Raw genomic sequence first — 17428 nt, forward strand, 5'->3', positions numbered from 1 at the left:
GAGAATGACTCGCTATCGGTCCCTTGATTGGGCGCGCAGGATATCCCTGCTTATTTTTGGAATTCTTGTTTTGGCTTTCGCTGTTCGCCCTGGCGAGGCCGCGACGCAACTTGCGATCAAACTCAATGCCGCGAGCGTAGACGGAAACAACAGCGGCACAGCCCGGCTGGGAATGCACGTCTCCATGACGGCAACGGTGGCGGCCACGGCGAATGCTCCGATGACCTGGAGTCTGCAGGGCGCGGGAACGCTGACTTCGGCCGGCCTCTATGCGGCTCCCGAAGAGATGCCGGCAAATCCCACAGTCGTTATCACTGGCACCTCCGTAACTGCGCCGTCTTCCTCGGTCTCTTATACCTTCACGCTGGTGAACGCGGTGCCGAATATCGTTGGGCTAAGCCCGGCGGCCGTGGCTGGCGGCGGAGTGACATCGCAGATCGGCGTTTACGGCAGCGGCTTTACACCGGGCAGCGTGGTGATGGTCAACGGGACCGCGGTCCCGACGACCTTCGTATCGTATGTGCAGGTCAACGCTAAAGCGGTCGTGAATTCAACCACTAATGCGCCTCTTGCCATCACTGTTTTCAATCCTGCTCCCGTTGGCGGAACGAGCAACTCGTTCTCGATGCCGGTGACCGTGCCTGCGCTCAAATTGAATGCGGCAAGCGTCGATGGAAACAACAGCGGCACGGCGAGGATGGGCATGCACGTCTCCATGACGGCGACGCTCTCCGGAACGGCTACCACGGCTATCAATTGGACTCTGCAAGGGGCGGGCACCCTGAGCGCTGCCGGACTTTACACCACTCCGACAGAGATGCCGGCCAGCTCTGCTGTCACGATCACCGGCACGACCACGACTTCTCCGATTGTCTCGGCTTCCTACACTTTCACGATCATCAACGCCGTGCCGAACATCGTCGGCTTGAGCCCGGCCGCCGCCCTCACCGGCACTACGCCCTTCAAATTCGGTGTCTACGGCACTGGTTTCGTACCCGGCAGCGTAGTCCACATCAACGGCTCTGCGGTCACGACGACATTCGTCTCCGATGTCCAGGTCAACGCGCAGGCTACGCTCAGCGCATCGACCGCTGGACCATTAGCGATCACGGTTGTAAACCCGGCTCCGGGCGGCGGAACGAGCACCGGCTTCGCCATGCAGATAGCGAACTCGTCGCTCAAGCTGAATGCCGCAGGCTCGGACGGCAACAACAGTGCGCTCGCTCGTTTGGGCATGCACCTAACCTTAACGGCCACCCTCGCCGGAACGCCGACCACCGCGATCAACTGGACATTGCAGGGCGGCGGCAGCATCAGTAGCGCCGGTCTTTACAGCGCGCCAGTCACAATGCCCGCGAACTCCAGTGCGACCATCACTGGAACAACGACATCGTCGCCAACCTTGTCTGCGACCTACACCTTCACTCTGATCAATCCCACACCGGCGATTGAAGGCTTTCAACCAGCGGTTTTGACTTCGACTTCGAACAAGCTTGAGGTATGGGGAACGGTGCTGGTTCCGGGAACCACGATCCTGGTCAACGGATCACCCGTGGTTACGACTTCCGTCTCGTCCAACGAGGTTTCGGCCATCGTGCCGGCAACCGCAGGACAGACCACTCCCCTGTCGGTCACGCTGATGAATCCAGCGCCCGGCGGAGGCACCAGCTCCGCGATCAGCGTTCCCGTTGCGGTTCCCGGTGGCGTTTTAGTCTCGCCAGCAACTCTGGGAACGGGCACAACGACCATCACCATCACCGGCGCCAACTTCAGCTCCGCATCCATCGTTTATGTCAACGGAGAAGCGGCGCCGACGACCTTCGTTTCTGCGAGCAAGCTGACGGCCTCAGCCTTTGTCGCGCCGTGGAGGACCGCAGCCGTTCCGATCGGCGTGGGTAACAGCACTGCCCCCACAAGCACGGTCAGTGTTCCTGTCGTGAACACCACGGCGGTCACCTACGATGCGGCTGCTCGCTTCACCACACAAGCCGCATTCGGTCCGCGGCCGGACATCGTTCAGCACATTCAGCAGGTCGGCTTCACGACGTTTCTGAATGAGCAATTCGCGCAGCCGGTCTCGGTTTATCCCACGCCGACATCCACCACCCCCGTCGATCAGCCAAAGATCCAGTTCACCCTCAACGCGGTGACGGGCAACAATCTCCTTCGTCAGCGGGTGGCCTTCGCCTTTGAGGAGTTCATCACTGCGGCGATGACGAACAACGCTTCGTGGCAAACCGGTGTGCCCTGGCAGCTGATGCTGGAGAACGATGCATTCGGGAATTTCCGCGACCTGATGACCGATGTCACGCTCAGCCCCACCATGGGCTCGTGGTTGAACCTCGGCAATAACTGGGCTCCGACTACCCCCGGTGTTCATCCCAACCAGAATTACGCCCGCGAGCTGATGCAGCTCTTTACCATGGGCCCGGTCCAGCTCAACGATGACGGAAGCGTGGTGATGGGCAGCAACGGGGCGCCAACACCGACCTACGATGACGCGACTGTGATTGACCTGAGCCGCGCGCTCACCGGTTGGGGACTGCCAGCTGCGAACGGATCGACCGACAGCACATGGTGGGGTGTCAATTACGGCACGCCGATGATCGCGAACGACAGCCAGCACGATCACGGCGCGAAGACGCTCTTCGACACCGTCAACCTTCCTGCAGGACAAACCATCCAGGAAGACTTGAAGTCAGCGCTCGACACGGTCTTTAATCAGCCGAACGTTCCGCCCTTCGTGTCGAAGATCCTCATCCAGCACCTGGTGAAGAGCAATCCTACTCCCGCGTATATCGAGAGAATCTCGCACGTCTTCGAGAATGATGGAACCGGCGTGCGCGGCAATCTCAAGGCCGTGGTGCAGGCGATTCTGCTCGACCCCGAAGCCAGAGCAGGCGACAGCGGCAGCGTTCAGGTCGCCGACGGACATTTGCAGGAGCCAATCATCTACTTCCTTTCCGTGATGAGCGCTCTGCAGACGGCGCCGACCAATACCATGCTCGTCTATGCAGAACGTGGACTGGCGGAATCGATCTGGCAGCCTGATTCGGTGTTCAGCTTCTACAGTCCATCGTTCATGATTCCCGCCACGCAGATCAACGCGCCCGAATTTCAGATCTTCGATGGCAACTACGCGATGCAGCGATCGCAGATTCTTTACAACATTCTGCGCGGCAGCCAATCTGGCTTCTCCAATGGTTACCGCACCTCTTCGTGGATGATGCAGAACTTCGTCAGCATTCCCGATCTGCTCGACGCAGTGAACCACACTTTCTATCACGGGACTATGCCCGCAGGAACGATCAGCGCGATCGAGACCTTCTGCGCAACTCTTCCCAATGCTTACACGCAGCAGCTGGAAGCGCTGTACCTGGCGCTGAACTCCGATACGTTCCAGGTCTCGTACTAGAAGCTGCAATTGACTTGCTGAAGAATTCAGATCATTTCCGAAGGTGGGACTATGTTTGACAGACGCGGATTTCTAAAATTCGGAGCCAAGACCGGACTCGCAACGGCCTTCATGCCCCTGTGGATGCGGCTTGCAGGAGTTGAGGCTTACGGGCAATCGACGAGCGGCTACAAGGCCATCGTTTGCATCTCCCTGGTCGGCGGCAACGACGGCAATAACATGATCGTTCCGCTCGATGCCGCTACTTACAACCAATATGCCAGCGTGCGCCAGTCGCTCGCGCTCTCGCAGAGTTCGCTGCTGCCGGTGCAAACCTCATCAGGCAAGACGTATGGATTTCACCCCAGCCTGCCCAACCTCAGCTCGATCTTCAGCAGCGGAAGCGCTTCGATCATCGCCAACTGCGGCCCCATGGATCAGCCTGTGACCAAGCAGGCTCTGCAGCAGAATCCCAATCTGCTGCCCCAGCTCTTCGGATCGCATCCGGTGGGCCTGGCGCAGTGGGAGAGCGCGACCGCGGAGAGCGCACCCAGCAGCGGATGGGGAGGACGCATCGCCGATCAGATTGCGAGCCAGTCGGGGCTGTTGCCGCCGGTTCTCAGCCTCAGCGGTGTGAGCACCTTCACGGTGGGCGAATCGGTGCAGTCGGTTTCCATGATGCAGGCCTCGGCGGGAGATCAGCCGCTTCCCCCGGAGCTGCTCGATCCCACCATCAGCATCGCCAATATCGACAGCCAGTCCAACAACGAGATCGTGCAGCGCGCTGCACAGCTCCGCAACTCTGCACTGCAGATGCAGACCATCCTGCAGCAGAGCCAGACGCTCGGCTCGACGATCAAGACGGTATTTCCGACTAGCACCCTCGGACAAAATCTGCAGACCATTGCGCAGGTCATTAACGGAAAACAGGTGATCGGGGCGTCGCGCCAGCTCTTCTATGCGAACGTCGGAAATTACGATACGCATGGTGCTCAATCGGCGACCCACGCCTCTCTGCTCTCGGATCTCGACAGCAGCCTCGGCGCATTCGTGGCCGCGCTGAAGGAGATTGGCATGTTCCAGAACGTGCTCATCCTGACTCTCTCAGATTTCGGGCGCACCATGGAGTCCAACTCCACCGCCGGCAGCGACCACGCCTGGGGCAATCACCAGTTCCTTATCGGCGGAGGATTGGCGGGCAACCGCATCATCGGCAGCCTGCCCGATTTCGATATCGGAGGCAGCCAGGATTACACCGGCCAGGGCGTTTGGATTCCGACCATCGCCACGCAGCAGGTGGCGGCCAATGTTGCAACGTGGCTGGGCCTCAACTCCTCGCAGATCGCGAGCATCTTCCCCAACCTCGCAAGCTTTTCGGCAACGCCCGTTTCATTCTGATCGAATCCTGCTTTCGTTCTTTCACAGAGGCCGCTCTCTCGAGAGCGGCCTCTGTGTTTTGCAGGCTGCAATCTCCGGGGACTGGCGTCTAAAATAGAATTCATTGACAAACACACATGTGTAGTAGATATTCCTATACATATCGGAGGCCGCATGACGAAACCGAAATTGTCCAAACTCGAATTTCAGATCATGGAGACGCTCTGGTCCAAGCGCGAAGCCTCGATTCGCGAAATTCAAGATTCTTTCTCGACTAAAAAGAAGCCAGCCTACACCACCATTCAAACCACCGTGTACCGGATGGAAGCCAAGGGAGTGGTGCGGCGCGTAAAGAAGGTTGGCAACTTCCACGTCTTCGCCGCGTCTATCACTCGCGATGCGGCTCAGCGAAGGCTTATCGACGATCTGCTGGCTCTTTTTGGAGGAAGCTCGCAGCCGGTCATGGCTCATCTCATCGAGTCCGGCAAGCTCTCTCTCGAAGATGTGAAGGAAGCGGAAAAGACGTTAAAACGGCTGTCTCTCAAGGAGAAGTAACGATGGTGTTCCCGGCGATCTGGAATGAGACTTGGACCGCAGCATTGGTCAATCATCTCTGGCAGTCAACCGTAGTTATTGTTTTCGCGTGGCTGCTCACGTTGGCGCTGCGAAAAAATCAGGCGCGGATGCGCTACCGGGTCTGGATGATCGCCTCGATCAAATTCCTGCTGCCCTTCACTCTTCTCATCTCCGCCGGCGAGTCTCTGCAGACTAAGCTGGCAACACCAGTCCAACATCCGGCAATCGCGGCCGCGATGCAACAGATCACGCAGCCCTTCCCGGCATCCTCCACAAGCAATGCAGCTTTTTTTGACGGCGAGGATGCGTGGACTGCGACGCCGCAAAGCCATTCCCTGCCTCTGATTCTGGCCACTCTCTGGCTGTGCGGTTTTCTTGCCATCACCTTTTCTTGGGCCAGAAGCTGGTGGAAGCTTCGCGCCACGGTCCGCACCTCTTCGCCGATGACGATCTTCGCGGACGTGCCTGTTCTCTCCTCTGCTCGCCTTTTCGAGCCGGGCATCTTCGGAATCCTCCGCCCGGTGCTGCTGATGCCGGAGAACATCACGGACCGGCTCTCCGCGGATCAACTCCGCGCCATTCTCGCGCACGAGATGTGCCATGTGCGGCGGCGCGACAACCTTACGGCAGCGATTCACGTGATGGTCCAGGCGCTCTTCTGGTTTCATCCCGCTGTGTGGTGGATCAAGGCACGCCTGATCGAAGAGCGGGAGCGCGCCTGCGATGAAGCCGTGCTGCAATCGGGCAATGAGCCAGAACTCTACGCAGAGAGCATCCTGAATGTCTGCAAGTTCTACGTGGAATCCCCGCTGGCCTGCATGTCAGGAGTAACCGGCTCGGATCTTAAGAGGCGCATCGTTCGCATCATGACAGAGCAGGTAACGCGCAAGCTCGATTTCAGCAGGAAACTGTTGCTCGGCGCCGCTGCCGCTGCTGCGGTCGCAATCCCCATGATCTTTGGATTGACCCACACCGCACAGGTGCGCGCTCAATCCACAGCAGAGACGGCCGGTCTATCCGGGACCTGGCAAGGCACGCTGCACGCGGGCAAAGACCTGCGCATCGTAGCCAAATTTACAAAGGGCGATGACGGCGCATACAAGGGCATGTTTTACAGCATCGACCAGGGCGGCAACGGCATTCCTGCGGACAAGGTCACGCTGGACGGCACGACCGTCAAGATGGCGGTCGGCGCCATCGGCGGCACGTATGACGGCAAGCTGAGTTCAGATGGCAACACGATTACAGGCAACTGGAGCCAAGGGCCTACTCCCGTACCTCTTGTCTTCATCCGGGCCACTCCCGCGACAGAATGGACTATTCCTCCGGCGGCGCCGCCAACGCCACCCATGGCAGCTGACGCCAATCCCAGCTTTGAGGTCGCGACCATCAAGCCGAGCACTCCTAATCGGCCCGGTAAAGGATTCGGGTTCCGCTCCGGAAAGGTCATGACGATGAATACCAATCTGAATGATCTGATCGCCTTCGCCTATGGCCTTCACACCAAGCAGATCGTAGACGCGCCCGCATGGTTCGGCACCGATCTCTATGACATCCAGGGCAAGCATGATGCAGAAGGCCGGCCAAGCCCGAAGCAGATGGAATTGATGATGCAGAAGCTGCTGGCAGAGCGCTTCAAACTCACCTTTCATCATGACAAGCGCGAGCTTTCTGTTTACGTAATTACCGTTGCAAACGGTGGACCCAAGATGACAAAAACCGCATCCGCTTCAAATGCACCCCCGACTTTCGTTTTCAGAAGCCTCGGGGACCTGCTGGTGAGAAACCTCAATATGGCCGAGTTTGCGACCTGAATGCAGGCAGGCGTGATGGACAGGCCAGTGGTGGACCAGACCGGGCTCACAGACAAATACGATTTCCAGTTGAAGTGGACTCCCGACGACTCGCAATTCGCTCAGTTCCGAGGGACCGGCGCGACACCGACACCGCCAACCGATGATGCCAAAGCACCGCCGAGCCTTTATACCGCCATTCAGGAGCAACTCGGCCTGAAGATGGGACCGGCGAAGATTCCCGACGACGTAATCGTCATCGACCACGTCGAGAAGCCTTCGGAAAATTAAGGCTCATTCGATGCCTGGGCAGAGCGTAAAGAGGGTGAGCGGCGTCTCGTAATTGTTTCTCCTCTATCGGGAAACATAAGTTCCGGTTATCTCTCCGGAGAAGCGAGTCGCGCGATGACCAAGCAATGGTTCGGCACGGTTTGTCTGGCTTTCGTGTTTATACAGTCACTGACTCATGCGCAAACCGCCGCCTCACAGGAGACGGCGGACGCAAAGATACCTGTTTACGACGCGGTCGCGATCAAGCCGAATGACTCGGGCAGCGGTTCCTCGCGCATTTCGAGCAATATGGATCGCTACAGCGCTACCAATGTTTCTCTGAAGAGCCTTTTAGAGGATGCATATGGCGTCAAAGAAGACATGATCACGGGAGTTCCCAAGCCGATGGAATCCGCACACTTCGATATCGCAGCAAAAGTAATCGATCCCGACCCCGCTGTACTGAAGAAACTGGACCGTGAGCAGCGACAAGCCATGCGACGGGAAATTCTGCTGGACCGTTTCCAGTTGAAAGTCCACACCGAAGTGAAGACGCTGCCGGTGTACGAAATGTCGGTGATGAAAGGCGGAGCTAAGTTGAAAGTATCGTCCAGCACCGGGAACGGCTCGAGCACGCACACGCATAACGTCGCTCACGGCACAGAACTCAACGCCCGCAATGTTTCGATGGCTGCCTTTGCAAGCACGCTCTACTCCCAGGTGCATCGCACCGTGGTGGATAAAACCGGCCTCGCCGGCAAGTATGATCTTGACCTCACATGGTCGCCCGATGACCGCTCCGCCCCTGACCCCGATGCTGAACCGTCTATCTTCACTGCGTTGCAGGATCAGCTTGGGTTGAAGCTGCAATCGGCCAAAGGGCCGGTGGAGATTCTCGTCATCGATCACGTTGAAATGCCGTCGGCTAACTAGGATCGGATAGAAAACCGATGACACGGCCCCCCGGGCATCGAATCCTCGACTTGGTTTGCATCCTGGCTGCGCTGCTTTTCCCCAGCCTGGCCGCGGCTTCGGAGTATCACGGCGAAATTGTCTTCGCCGGTTTTGCTGTTCCTGGCGCTACGATCACCGCGACACAGGAAGCGACACAGGGCGCAAAGACATTCAGCACCATCTCCGACCCAGGCGGCCTCTATAACTTTCCCGATTTAACGGATGGGCCCTGGACGATCGAGATCGAGATGCAGTGTTTCGTCACGATCCATGCCGACGTGAACGTCACACCTAAGACCCCGGCAGCGAAGTGGGAGCTTACACTGCTCCCCGCCGATCAGATCATGGCGCAGTCAAAGCTCGCGCCCAGAATATTGATCCCCGCGCCTGTGCAGCAGGCGAAGAAGCCTGAGACCTCCGGCTCAACCAACGCGCCGGAGATACCGAAGCCACAGGAGGATGCAGGCCAGCAGTCTTCCGATGGGCTCTTGGTCAACGGCAGCGTGAACAATGCGGCAACGTCGAAGTTCTCCATCGATCAGGCCTTCGGCAATCGAAGGTCGAACAGCAAAAGCCTCTACACCGGCGGGCTCGCGGCGATTCTCGACAACTCCGCACTCGATGCGCGGCCATATTCGCTCAGCGGTCTCAATACACCCAAAGCTTCTTACAATCGCATCACCGGCATCCTGACACTCGGCGGACCGCTCAAGATTCCTCACCTGCTGCCGCACGGACCTAACTTCTTTTTCGCCTACCAGTGGACGCGCGATCATGACGCCGCGACAGAGTCCGGACTTGTTCCCACGGCTGCCGAACGAAGCGGCGACCTCTCCGGCTTGCTCAATGCTCTGGGCCAGCCGGTGCCCATCTTCAATCCCATGACCGGAGCGGCCTATCCCGGCAATATCGTCCCCGTCAGTGGGCAGGCTCAGGCGCTGCTCAAGCTTTATCCGCTGCCGAACATCGCGGGCGACTCGCTCTACAACTATCAGGTGCCGGTGCTCAACAGCAGCCATCAGGATCTGATTCAATCGCGCCTCGATAAAACGCTGGGCCGGAAAGACCAGCTCTACGGAGGCTTTAACCTGCAGAGCACGCGCGCCAGCAGCGCGAATCTCTTCGGCTTCAATGACACGACGGACACACTCGGCATCAACACGAATATCAACTGGTCGCATCGCTTCAATCAGCATCTTTTCCTCCACGCGGGATATCACTTCAGCCGGCTGAGAACGCAGATCGTGCCTTATTTCGACAATCGCGAGAACATCTCGGGCGCAGCCGATATCACGGGGAACAATCAAGACCCAACCAACTGGGGCTCGCCTGCGCTTAACTTTTCAAGCGGCATCACGGCGTTGAGTGATGCGCAGAGCTCATTCAATCGCGCCCGCACCGATTCCTTCTCGGGCTCCACGGCCATCTATCGCGGCCGCCACAACCTCACTCTTGGTGGCGATCTGCGCAAGCAGCAGTTCAACGATTTCTTCCAGCAGGACCCGCGGGGTACTTTCACTTTTACCGGCGCAGCTACGCAGGGCACCGCAAACAATGCGGCCACCAGCGGCTCCGATCTCGCCGACTTTCTCATCGGCGTGCCAGACACCAGCTCGATCGCGTTCGGCAATGCGGACAAATATCTTCGCGAGCCGGTCTACGATCTTTACGGAACGGACGATTGGCGCATCCTGCCCCAACTCACCATCAACGCGGGCATGCGCTGGGAGTACGGCGCGCCGATCACGGAGATTCACGGGCGTCTGGTCAATCTCGACCTGACGCCGAACTTCGCCGCCGAAGCTCCTGTGCTTGGCAACGATCCGATTGGTCCGCGCACCGGCAATCGCTATCCCAGCTCGCTCATTCGTCCGGACAAGCGGGGGTTCGAGCCACGCGTGGGTGTTTCGTGGCGTCCTATTCCAGCTTCGACCATCGTGGTTCGCGCCGGCTACGGTGTCTATCACGATACTTCCGTCTATCAGACGTCCGCACTGCAACTCGCACAGCAAGCGCCGCTCTCGAAGAGTCTCAGTGTGCAGAACAGCGCCTTGTGCCCGCTTACGCTGGCCGATGGCTTCAACCCATGTTCGTCGATCACCTCCGACACCTTTGCGGTCGATCCGAATTTTCGCGTGGGCTATGCGCAGACCTGGCAGCTGGCGGTGCAGCGCGACCTTCCCAAGGCGCTGCAGCTCACTGCGACGTATCTTGGAGTAAAAGGCACGCGCGGCGTGCAGCAGTTTTTGCCCAACACGTATCCGATTGGCGCAAGCAATCCGTGCCCCACGTGTCCGGCGGGCTTCGTCTTTCAGACATCGGGCGGAGACTCGACGCGTGAAGCTGCGCAGATCCAGTTGCGCCGCAGGCTGCGCAATGGCATCACCGCATCGGTGCTTTATACCTATGCGAAGTCGATCGATGACGACGCCTATCTCGGCGGCCTGGGTCACGTTACGGCCAGCACGCCAACGCAAGGATCGTCGCAAGCCGCGCCAACTCAGGCTGCGGCAGCACCTGCGGCTTCCATCGCGCAGAACTGGCTTGACCTGCGCGGCGAACGCGCCCTCTCCACCTTCGACCAGCGCCATCTCCTCAACGCGCAGCTGCAATATACCAGCGGCGAGGGACTTGGTGGCGGCGATCTGATGAGCGGCTGGCGCGGACGCTTGCTCAAAGAGTGGACGATGCTAACGCAGATCGTGACGGGCACCGGCCTGCCGGAGACGCCGGTTTATCTCGCTGCTGTTCCCGGCACTGGATTCACCGGCACAATTCGACCCGACGTCACCGGGGTACCGCTCTATAACGCACACGCGGGGTTGCATCTTAACGCCGCGGCCTATGCGGCTCCAGCAACAGGCCAATGGGGAACGGCAGGCCGAAACTCGATCACCGGCCCGGATCAGTTCAGTCTCAACGCTTCCCTCGCCCGCACCTTTCGCCCGAGCACTCGCTATTATCTCGACGCTCGCGTGGATGCTACCAACCTTCTCAATCGCGGCGTCTTCACTGCCTGGAACACGGCAGTGAACAGCACGCAATTCGGGCTTCCGCTGGCCGCCAACCCTATGCGCAGCCTGCAGACCACGCTGCGGCTGAGGTTCTGAGATGAGATTGCTGGGCACTTCACTCACTCGTTTCGCCGCCTGCGCTCTCTTAGCTGCTGCGAGCGCAGCCGCGCAGCAGGTGGGACAAAACACGTCGCCCAACGCTTCTGGAACCTATACTCTCTCGGTGAAATCGCAGCTGGTGGTCGAGACGGTGGTGGTCAAGGACAAGCAGGGCAATTATATTCAGGGACTCACCGAGAAGGACTTCGCGCTTACCGAAGACGGAGTGACGCAAAAGATCAGCTTCTGCGAACATCAGGACCTCGTCAAAAATGCGGAACCGATGCCGGTCGCGGCACCCGGCTCCGAAGAGATCAAACTGTACAATCGCCTCACCCGCACGCAGGTTGTACCTGAATCGCCCGACAGCGAGCGCTATAAGAATCGCCGGCTGCTGGCTCTCTATTTCGATATGTCAGCCATGCGGCCGGCGGACCAGCTTCGCGCCCTCTCGGCCGCGGAGCAATTCGTTCGCACCCAGATGACGACTGTCGATCTGATCTCTATCTTGCGCTACCAGGGCGGCTCGGTCGACATCCTTCAGGACTTCTCTTCGGACCGCAATAAGCTGCTCAGTATTCTCGAAACGCTCGTTGTTGGAGAAGGCCAGGGTTCGGCCGAGACCATCGACGATGCCAGCAGCGCCGATACCGGAGCGGCGTTCGGCCAGGACGACAGCGAGTTCAACGTCTTCAACACCGACCGCCAACTCTCCGCCCTGCAAACCGCGGCACAGATGCTTGGTCAGCTGAACGAGAAAAAGTCGCTCATCTATTTCGCGGGAGGACTGCGGCTCAACGGCATCGACAACCAGGCGCAGCTTCATGCGACCGTCGACGCCGCGATCAAGGCCGGTGTCACGTTCTGGCCGGTCGATGCGCGAGGCCTCGTCGCCCAGGCGCCGCTGGGCGATGCCACCCAAGGCTCGCCGGGCAACTCAGGTTTATACACCGGAGCAGCCGCGCTCGCCACCACTACCAACTTCCAGCAATCGCAGGACACGCTCTTCACACTCGCGGAAGACACAGGAGGCAAAGCCCTCTTCGATAACAACGACCTTACGCGCGGGATTGTGCAGGCCCAGCAATCGGTCTCGGACTACTACATCCTTGGCTACTACACGACGAACACTGCCCGGAATGGACACTTTCGCAAGATCAAGGTTGCACTCACGAACGATGTTGGCGCGAGCCTCAGCTATCGGCAGGGTTACTATGCAGACAAGGAGTTCAGCCGCTTTACCGCAGTGGACAAAGAGCGGCAGCTGGAAGACGCGCTGATGCTGAAGAATCCCATCACCGAGCTCTCCATCGCCATGGAGATCGATCACTTTCAGCTCAATCGCGCCGAGTATTTCGTTCCCATCATCGTGAAGATCCCCGGCCGCGAGCTGGCTCTGGCCAAGCGTGGAGGAGCCGAGCACACGCTGATCGATTTCGTTGGCGAGATCAAGGACATGGTCGACGGCTCGACTGTCTCCAATGTCCGCGACAACGTCAACATCAAGCTCTCCGATGCAACGGCTGCCGAGCTGGCGAAGCGGCCTATTGAATACGACACTGGTTTCACGCTGCTGCCCGGCAAATACATGATCAAGTTCCTGGCGCGCGACGATGAAACCGGCAGGATCGGCACCTATCAGACTGTCTTCGTGATCCCCAATCTGAATAAAGAAGAGAAGCATGTTCCCATCAGCTCGGTGGTGCTCAGCAGCCAACGCGTCGCTCTGCAAGATGCACTCTTCGACACGGAAAAGAGCAAGGATCGCGAGAAAGAGATAGCCGTCAATCCCCTGGTGCAGGATGGGAAGAAGCTGGTCCCCAGCGTGACTCGGGTCTTCAGCACCAGCCGTGAAATCTACGTTTATCTGCAGGCGTATAAGCAGAGCGCTGCCGGGAGTGCGGTCTCAACCGCGACGGCGAGCGCATCTGCGAACCAGCCGCTCTTCGCTTTTGTCAGTCTCTATCTCGCGGACAAAAAGGTCTTCGAGACGCCGCCCACTGCGACTGTTCCCAGTACAGCCAGCCGGCTTGGAACCATGCCGCTTACCTTCAGTCTCGGCGTGGCCGGTCTCGCTGCCGGAGAATACGACTGCCAGGTTACAGTTCTCGATCCTGCGACCCTGAAGACGACTTTCTGGCGCGCTCCGATCGTACTTGTTCCATAAACTCTCACGTTTGGAATTTGTTTGATCGCAGCGCCTTGCGCTTGGCCAGGATTTTGCTTCTCATACTAGAGATGAAATCCCTTATCCCCCGCGGGAATGAGAAGCGCTGAATGATGGCTGCCGGCTTGGCTCATACCCTCCTGGTTTTTATCGTGGCCATCAGCATTTTGCTTATGCTGATTCGCCCGCGCGGCATTCCCGAAGTCTACTGGGTCGGCGGTGGCGTTCTGCTGCTCCTCTGCCTGCGATTGATCTCGCTGCGCGTGGCGGGAAAAGCTGTGGCGGAAGGAACGGATGTCTATCTCTTCCTCATCGGCATGATGCTGCTCTCGGAGCTGGCGAAGGAAAACGGTGTTTTCGATTGGCTTTCTTCCGTCGCCGTCGGAAGCGCTCGCGGCTCATGTTCACGGCTATTCGCGCTGACCTACGGAATCGGCATTGTGGTGACGGTATGCCTGTCGAACGATGCGACGGCGGTTGTTCTCACCCCCGCGGTTCTCACCGCGGTGCGCCGCGCGAAGGTCCAACCACTTCCTTATCTCTTCGCGTGCGCGATGATCGCAAATGCGGCATCCTTCGTTCTGCCTATATCGAATCCGGCGAACCTGGTCGTCTTCCACTCAGCCACGCCTCCTCTTGGACACTGGCTGCTGGCGTTCTTCGTTCCTTCGCTCGCGTCGATTGCCGTGACCTTCGCGGTGCTGCGATGGTACTTTCGCCGCGATCTGCGCGCGTCGATCGATTGCGAGGTCGAGAAGATCAGACTCAATGGAAATGGCCGTCTGGTGCTGGCCGGGCTTGCTCTGGTAATTCTCGTTCTCCTGACCGCGTCGGCGCTTGGCAAGGACCTCGGCCTGCCTACCTGCCTTGCCGCCGTCGCGATTACCGCTGTGCTCGCTATCAAGAGCCGCCGCAGTCCCTTGAAGCTCGCCAGAGAAATCAGCTGGAGCACATTGGCGCTGGTGGCGGCGTTGTTTGTCATGGTTCACGCCGTCCAGAGCATCGGAGCGCTGCAACTCGCCCAGCAAGCGCTGGCCGCCGCGCAGAGATTGCCGGCTTCCGTTGCGGCCTGCTTGATCACATTCGCCGTGGGCATCGGCAACAACCTCGTGAACAATCTGCCGCTGGGGTTGATTGCCGGCGCTGCTCTCACCGCTTCTCATATTCACGGCCTAACAACAAATGCGGTGATGATCGGCGTCGACCTGGGACCGAATCTTTCCATTACCGGCTCACTGGCGACAATCCTGTGGCTGATCGCGCTGCGCAAAGAAAATCTGAATGTAAGTTTTCTGGATTTCCTCAAGACCGGCATCCTCGCGATGCCGGCAGCGTTACTCGCCAGCATCGCCGCGGCAATCGCAATGCATGCGATCCTGCCGAACAACTGAGTTCAGCCAATTCAGATTGCGCGGTAAGCTTTGCGGGAATTACAAGCTTCCGGCCACGGATGCGGCCTCGGGCTCCGTCTTTGCAGGCTTCGGAGCGTTCGGCGCGGGATTTAACGGCAGGAATACGCGAAAACAAGTTACATACTTCCCGCAGTTGCTCTGGCTGCGAAAGGTAATTCGGCCTTCATATTTCTGAACGATGCCCTTGCTGATCCACAAGCCGAGACCGGTCCCTTTGGTCGACTTCGTGCTGAAGAAGGGCTGAAAGAGCTTTCCGGCATCCTGCGGGCGAATGCCCGTGCCTGTATCAACGATCGAGATGGCAACACCACGGCGGCCGATGGTCTCATCCGTGACCTCTTCCACATGAACCCGCAGAACGCCGCCCTCGGGCATGGCCTGGATCGCGTTGCCGATCAGGTTGAGGAAGACCTGGCGAAGCTCCACGGGAAATCCATAGATGATGCCATTGGATCGATATCGCTTTTGCAATTCGATCCCGCCCGCCTGCAGCGCTCTCAGTTGTAGTTCCAATACGTTGTCGAGGACTTCAGGCAGCGAAACGGGGATAGGCTGTTTCGACTCGCGATAGAAGCTCAGCGTCTGACGAGTGATGTGCGACGCGCGCTGCAGCTCCTGCTCGGCCAGCGAGGCGTAATATTGCGCTTCGCTATCCAGGGATGGATGCGTCCGCAACAGATAAAAGGCGTTGGTGATGGCTTCGAGCGGGTTATTGATTTCGTGGGCGATGATTCCAGCCATGCGGCCCATCGCCGCCAGCTTCTCGGCCTGACGCAGCGCCTCTTCCGCACGAAGCTCGCCGGTAATGTCGCGATTGATCTCCAGCACCACGTTGGTTTCGCGATCGAAGGCTTTGCGGCAAGCCACAACCACTTCGCGATCATCGCTGGTGCGCTGGATCAAGTTGCCGTGCCATGAGCCTTCCGTATGGAGAATGTGCTCGATCTCCTCGCGTGGAACCGGAAAGACCGTCTTCAGCAGCTGATGCAAGTCTTGTCCGAGAGCATCGTTCCGCTTCCAGCCATAAAAAGTCTCGGCCCCGGAACTCCAATAACGAATCGCGCCTTGCAGATCGCGCACCATGATTGCTTCGGAGGCCAGTTCGAGCAATTCCGCCCGCTGCCGCAAAGTATCCTCGAGGCGCTTTCTGTGGGTCACATCGAAAAAGACACCAACCGACCCGCGTACATTGCCGGACTCTTCGAGAAGAGGGCTGGCGCTGGCAAACACATGCTTGTTGGACCCATCGTCGCCGCGCAGCTGCATCTCTGCATTCATCACAGGCAAACCCGTATGGATGGCCTCGTCCATGAATGAGAAGGGTGATTGATTTTGCTTCAAAGCCTTTGCGGCGTTTCGAGCCGCAGGCAGAGAGACGTTTTCTTTGCCGAAGATATCCCCGAAGGCAGGATTGGTGGTGACGTTTGAGAACTTCGCATCGGTCGATATGGCCACACCGACGGGCAGCACCTGCATGATGGTTTCGAGCTCCGTCACCCTCTGCTCCAACTGGCGATTGAGCGTACGGATTTTTTCCTCGGCAATAATCTGCGATGTCACATCGGTGGCCGTGCCGAACCAGCGCGCCACCTGGCCCTGAACATCCAGGATAGGCACTGCACGCGCCAGAAACCAGCGATACTCGTCCAGGTGATTGCGCAGAGGAAATGTATCCTCCCACAAATCTCCGGTGCCCATGGCGCTTTTTATCCCGGCTTGAATCCGATCGGCGTGCTCGGGGTGCCGCAGATGCACCCAGCCAGTTTCTTGCAACGACTCCGTCGTCGCTCCTGCGAAGTCGCACCACCGCTGGTTGTACCAGAAAGCATTGCCGTCGGCATCGGCCATCCATGCGAGCTGAGGGATGCTGTTCGCCAGGGTGCGGAACTGCGCCTCGCTCTGTCTAAGCTCTTCGGTTCGTTCTTCAACGCGCTGTTCGAGTTGATTGTTCAGCCGCTCCAACAGGCGCGTTTTGCGATGCAGTTCGACGAATACACCAATCTTGGCTCGCAAGACTTCAGGAACCACGGGAACCGAGATGTAGTCCACCGCTCCGCGCCGGTAGCCGTTGATGGTGTCCGATTCGGAGAGATGCACGCCGGAGATGAAGATAATCGCCGTCTTCTGGAAGCGCGGATGTTGCCGGATCATCTCCGCCAGCTCGAAGCCATCGAGCTCCGGCATGCTCACATCCATCAACACCACGCCGATGTCCGTCCGCAGCAGGATCTCAAGGGCTTCCCGCGCGGAGGCCGCCTGGATGAGGTTCTCCCCCAGCTCACCGAGAATTGCTTCATAGGTCAGCAGCTTCCCAGGCTGATCGTCGACCATCAGGATATTGACTTTTTCGTGCAACGTCATAGCCCAGACCT

8 protein-coding genes and 1 pseudogene are annotated in these 17428 nt (G+C 58.7%); 8 read left to right on the top strand and 1 reads right to left on the bottom strand.

Going from position 1 to position 17428, the window contains the following annotated elements; translation table 11 throughout:
* Positions 1-4: 4 nt before the first annotated feature.
* The 8 genes and pseudogenes from XX99_RS25675 to XX99_RS25715 all read left to right on the top strand — a co-directional run bounded on the left by XX99_RS25675 (position 5) and on the right by XX99_RS25715 (position 15035).
* Positions 5-3415 carry a DUF1800 family protein gene (locus tag XX99_RS25675; protein ID WP_156186219.1) on the top strand — a complete coding sequence of 1137 codons (3411 nt, stop codon included), beginning with the start codon at positions 5-7 and terminating at the stop codon, positions 3413-3415.
* Between the two features lie 51 nt (positions 3416-3466).
* Positions 3467-4792 carry a DUF1501 domain-containing protein gene (locus tag XX99_RS25680; protein WP_050062249.1) on the top strand — a complete coding sequence of 442 codons (1326 nt, stop codon included), beginning with the start codon at positions 3467-3469 and terminating at the stop codon, positions 4790-4792.
* A gap of 153 nt (positions 4793-4945) precedes the next feature.
* The gene (locus XX99_RS25685) at positions 4946-5326 is read left to right on the top strand and encodes a BlaI/MecI/CopY family transcriptional regulator (RefSeq protein WP_050062250.1); all 381 of its coding nucleotides are present in this window, start codon (positions 4946-4948) and stop codon (positions 5324-5326) included.
* 2 nt (positions 5327-5328) lie between these two features.
* A pseudogene (locus tag XX99_RS25690) lies at positions 5329-7431 on the top strand (M56 family metallopeptidase).
* A 114-nt stretch (positions 7432-7545) separates the two neighbouring features.
* Positions 7546-8343, top strand: a complete 798-nt coding sequence (locus XX99_RS25700) for a TIGR03435 family protein (protein ID WP_050062253.1) — start codon at positions 7546-7548, stop codon at positions 8341-8343.
* A gap of 17 nt (positions 8344-8360) precedes the next feature.
* A complete protein-coding gene (locus XX99_RS25705) occupies positions 8361-11474 on the top strand; it encodes a TonB-dependent receptor (protein WP_050062254.1) in 3114 nt (1037 codons plus the stop codon).
* A 1-nt stretch (position 11475) separates the two neighbouring features.
* Positions 11476-13644, top strand: coding sequence for a VWA domain-containing protein (locus XX99_RS25710; RefSeq protein WP_050062255.1), 2169 nt, complete (start codon positions 11476-11478; stop codon positions 13642-13644).
* 110 nt (positions 13645-13754) lie between these two features.
* Positions 13755-15035, top strand: coding sequence for an SLC13 family permease (locus XX99_RS25715; protein ID WP_050062256.1), 1281 nt, complete (start codon positions 13755-13757; stop codon positions 15033-15035).
* 39 nt (positions 15036-15074) lie between these two features.
* On the opposite strand, the gene XX99_RS25720 is transcribed toward XX99_RS25715, so the two are convergent.
* Positions 15075-17417 carry a hybrid sensor histidine kinase/response regulator gene (locus XX99_RS25720; protein ID WP_050062257.1) on the bottom strand — a complete coding sequence of 781 codons (2343 nt, stop codon included), beginning with the start codon at positions 17415-17417 and terminating at the stop codon, positions 15075-15077.
* Positions 17418-17428 lie beyond the last annotated feature (11 nt).

This window comes from Silvibacterium bohemicum (assembly GCF_001006305.1).
GTDB classification, from domain to species: domain Bacteria; phylum Acidobacteriota; class Terriglobia; order Terriglobales; family Acidobacteriaceae; genus Silvibacterium; species Silvibacterium bohemicum.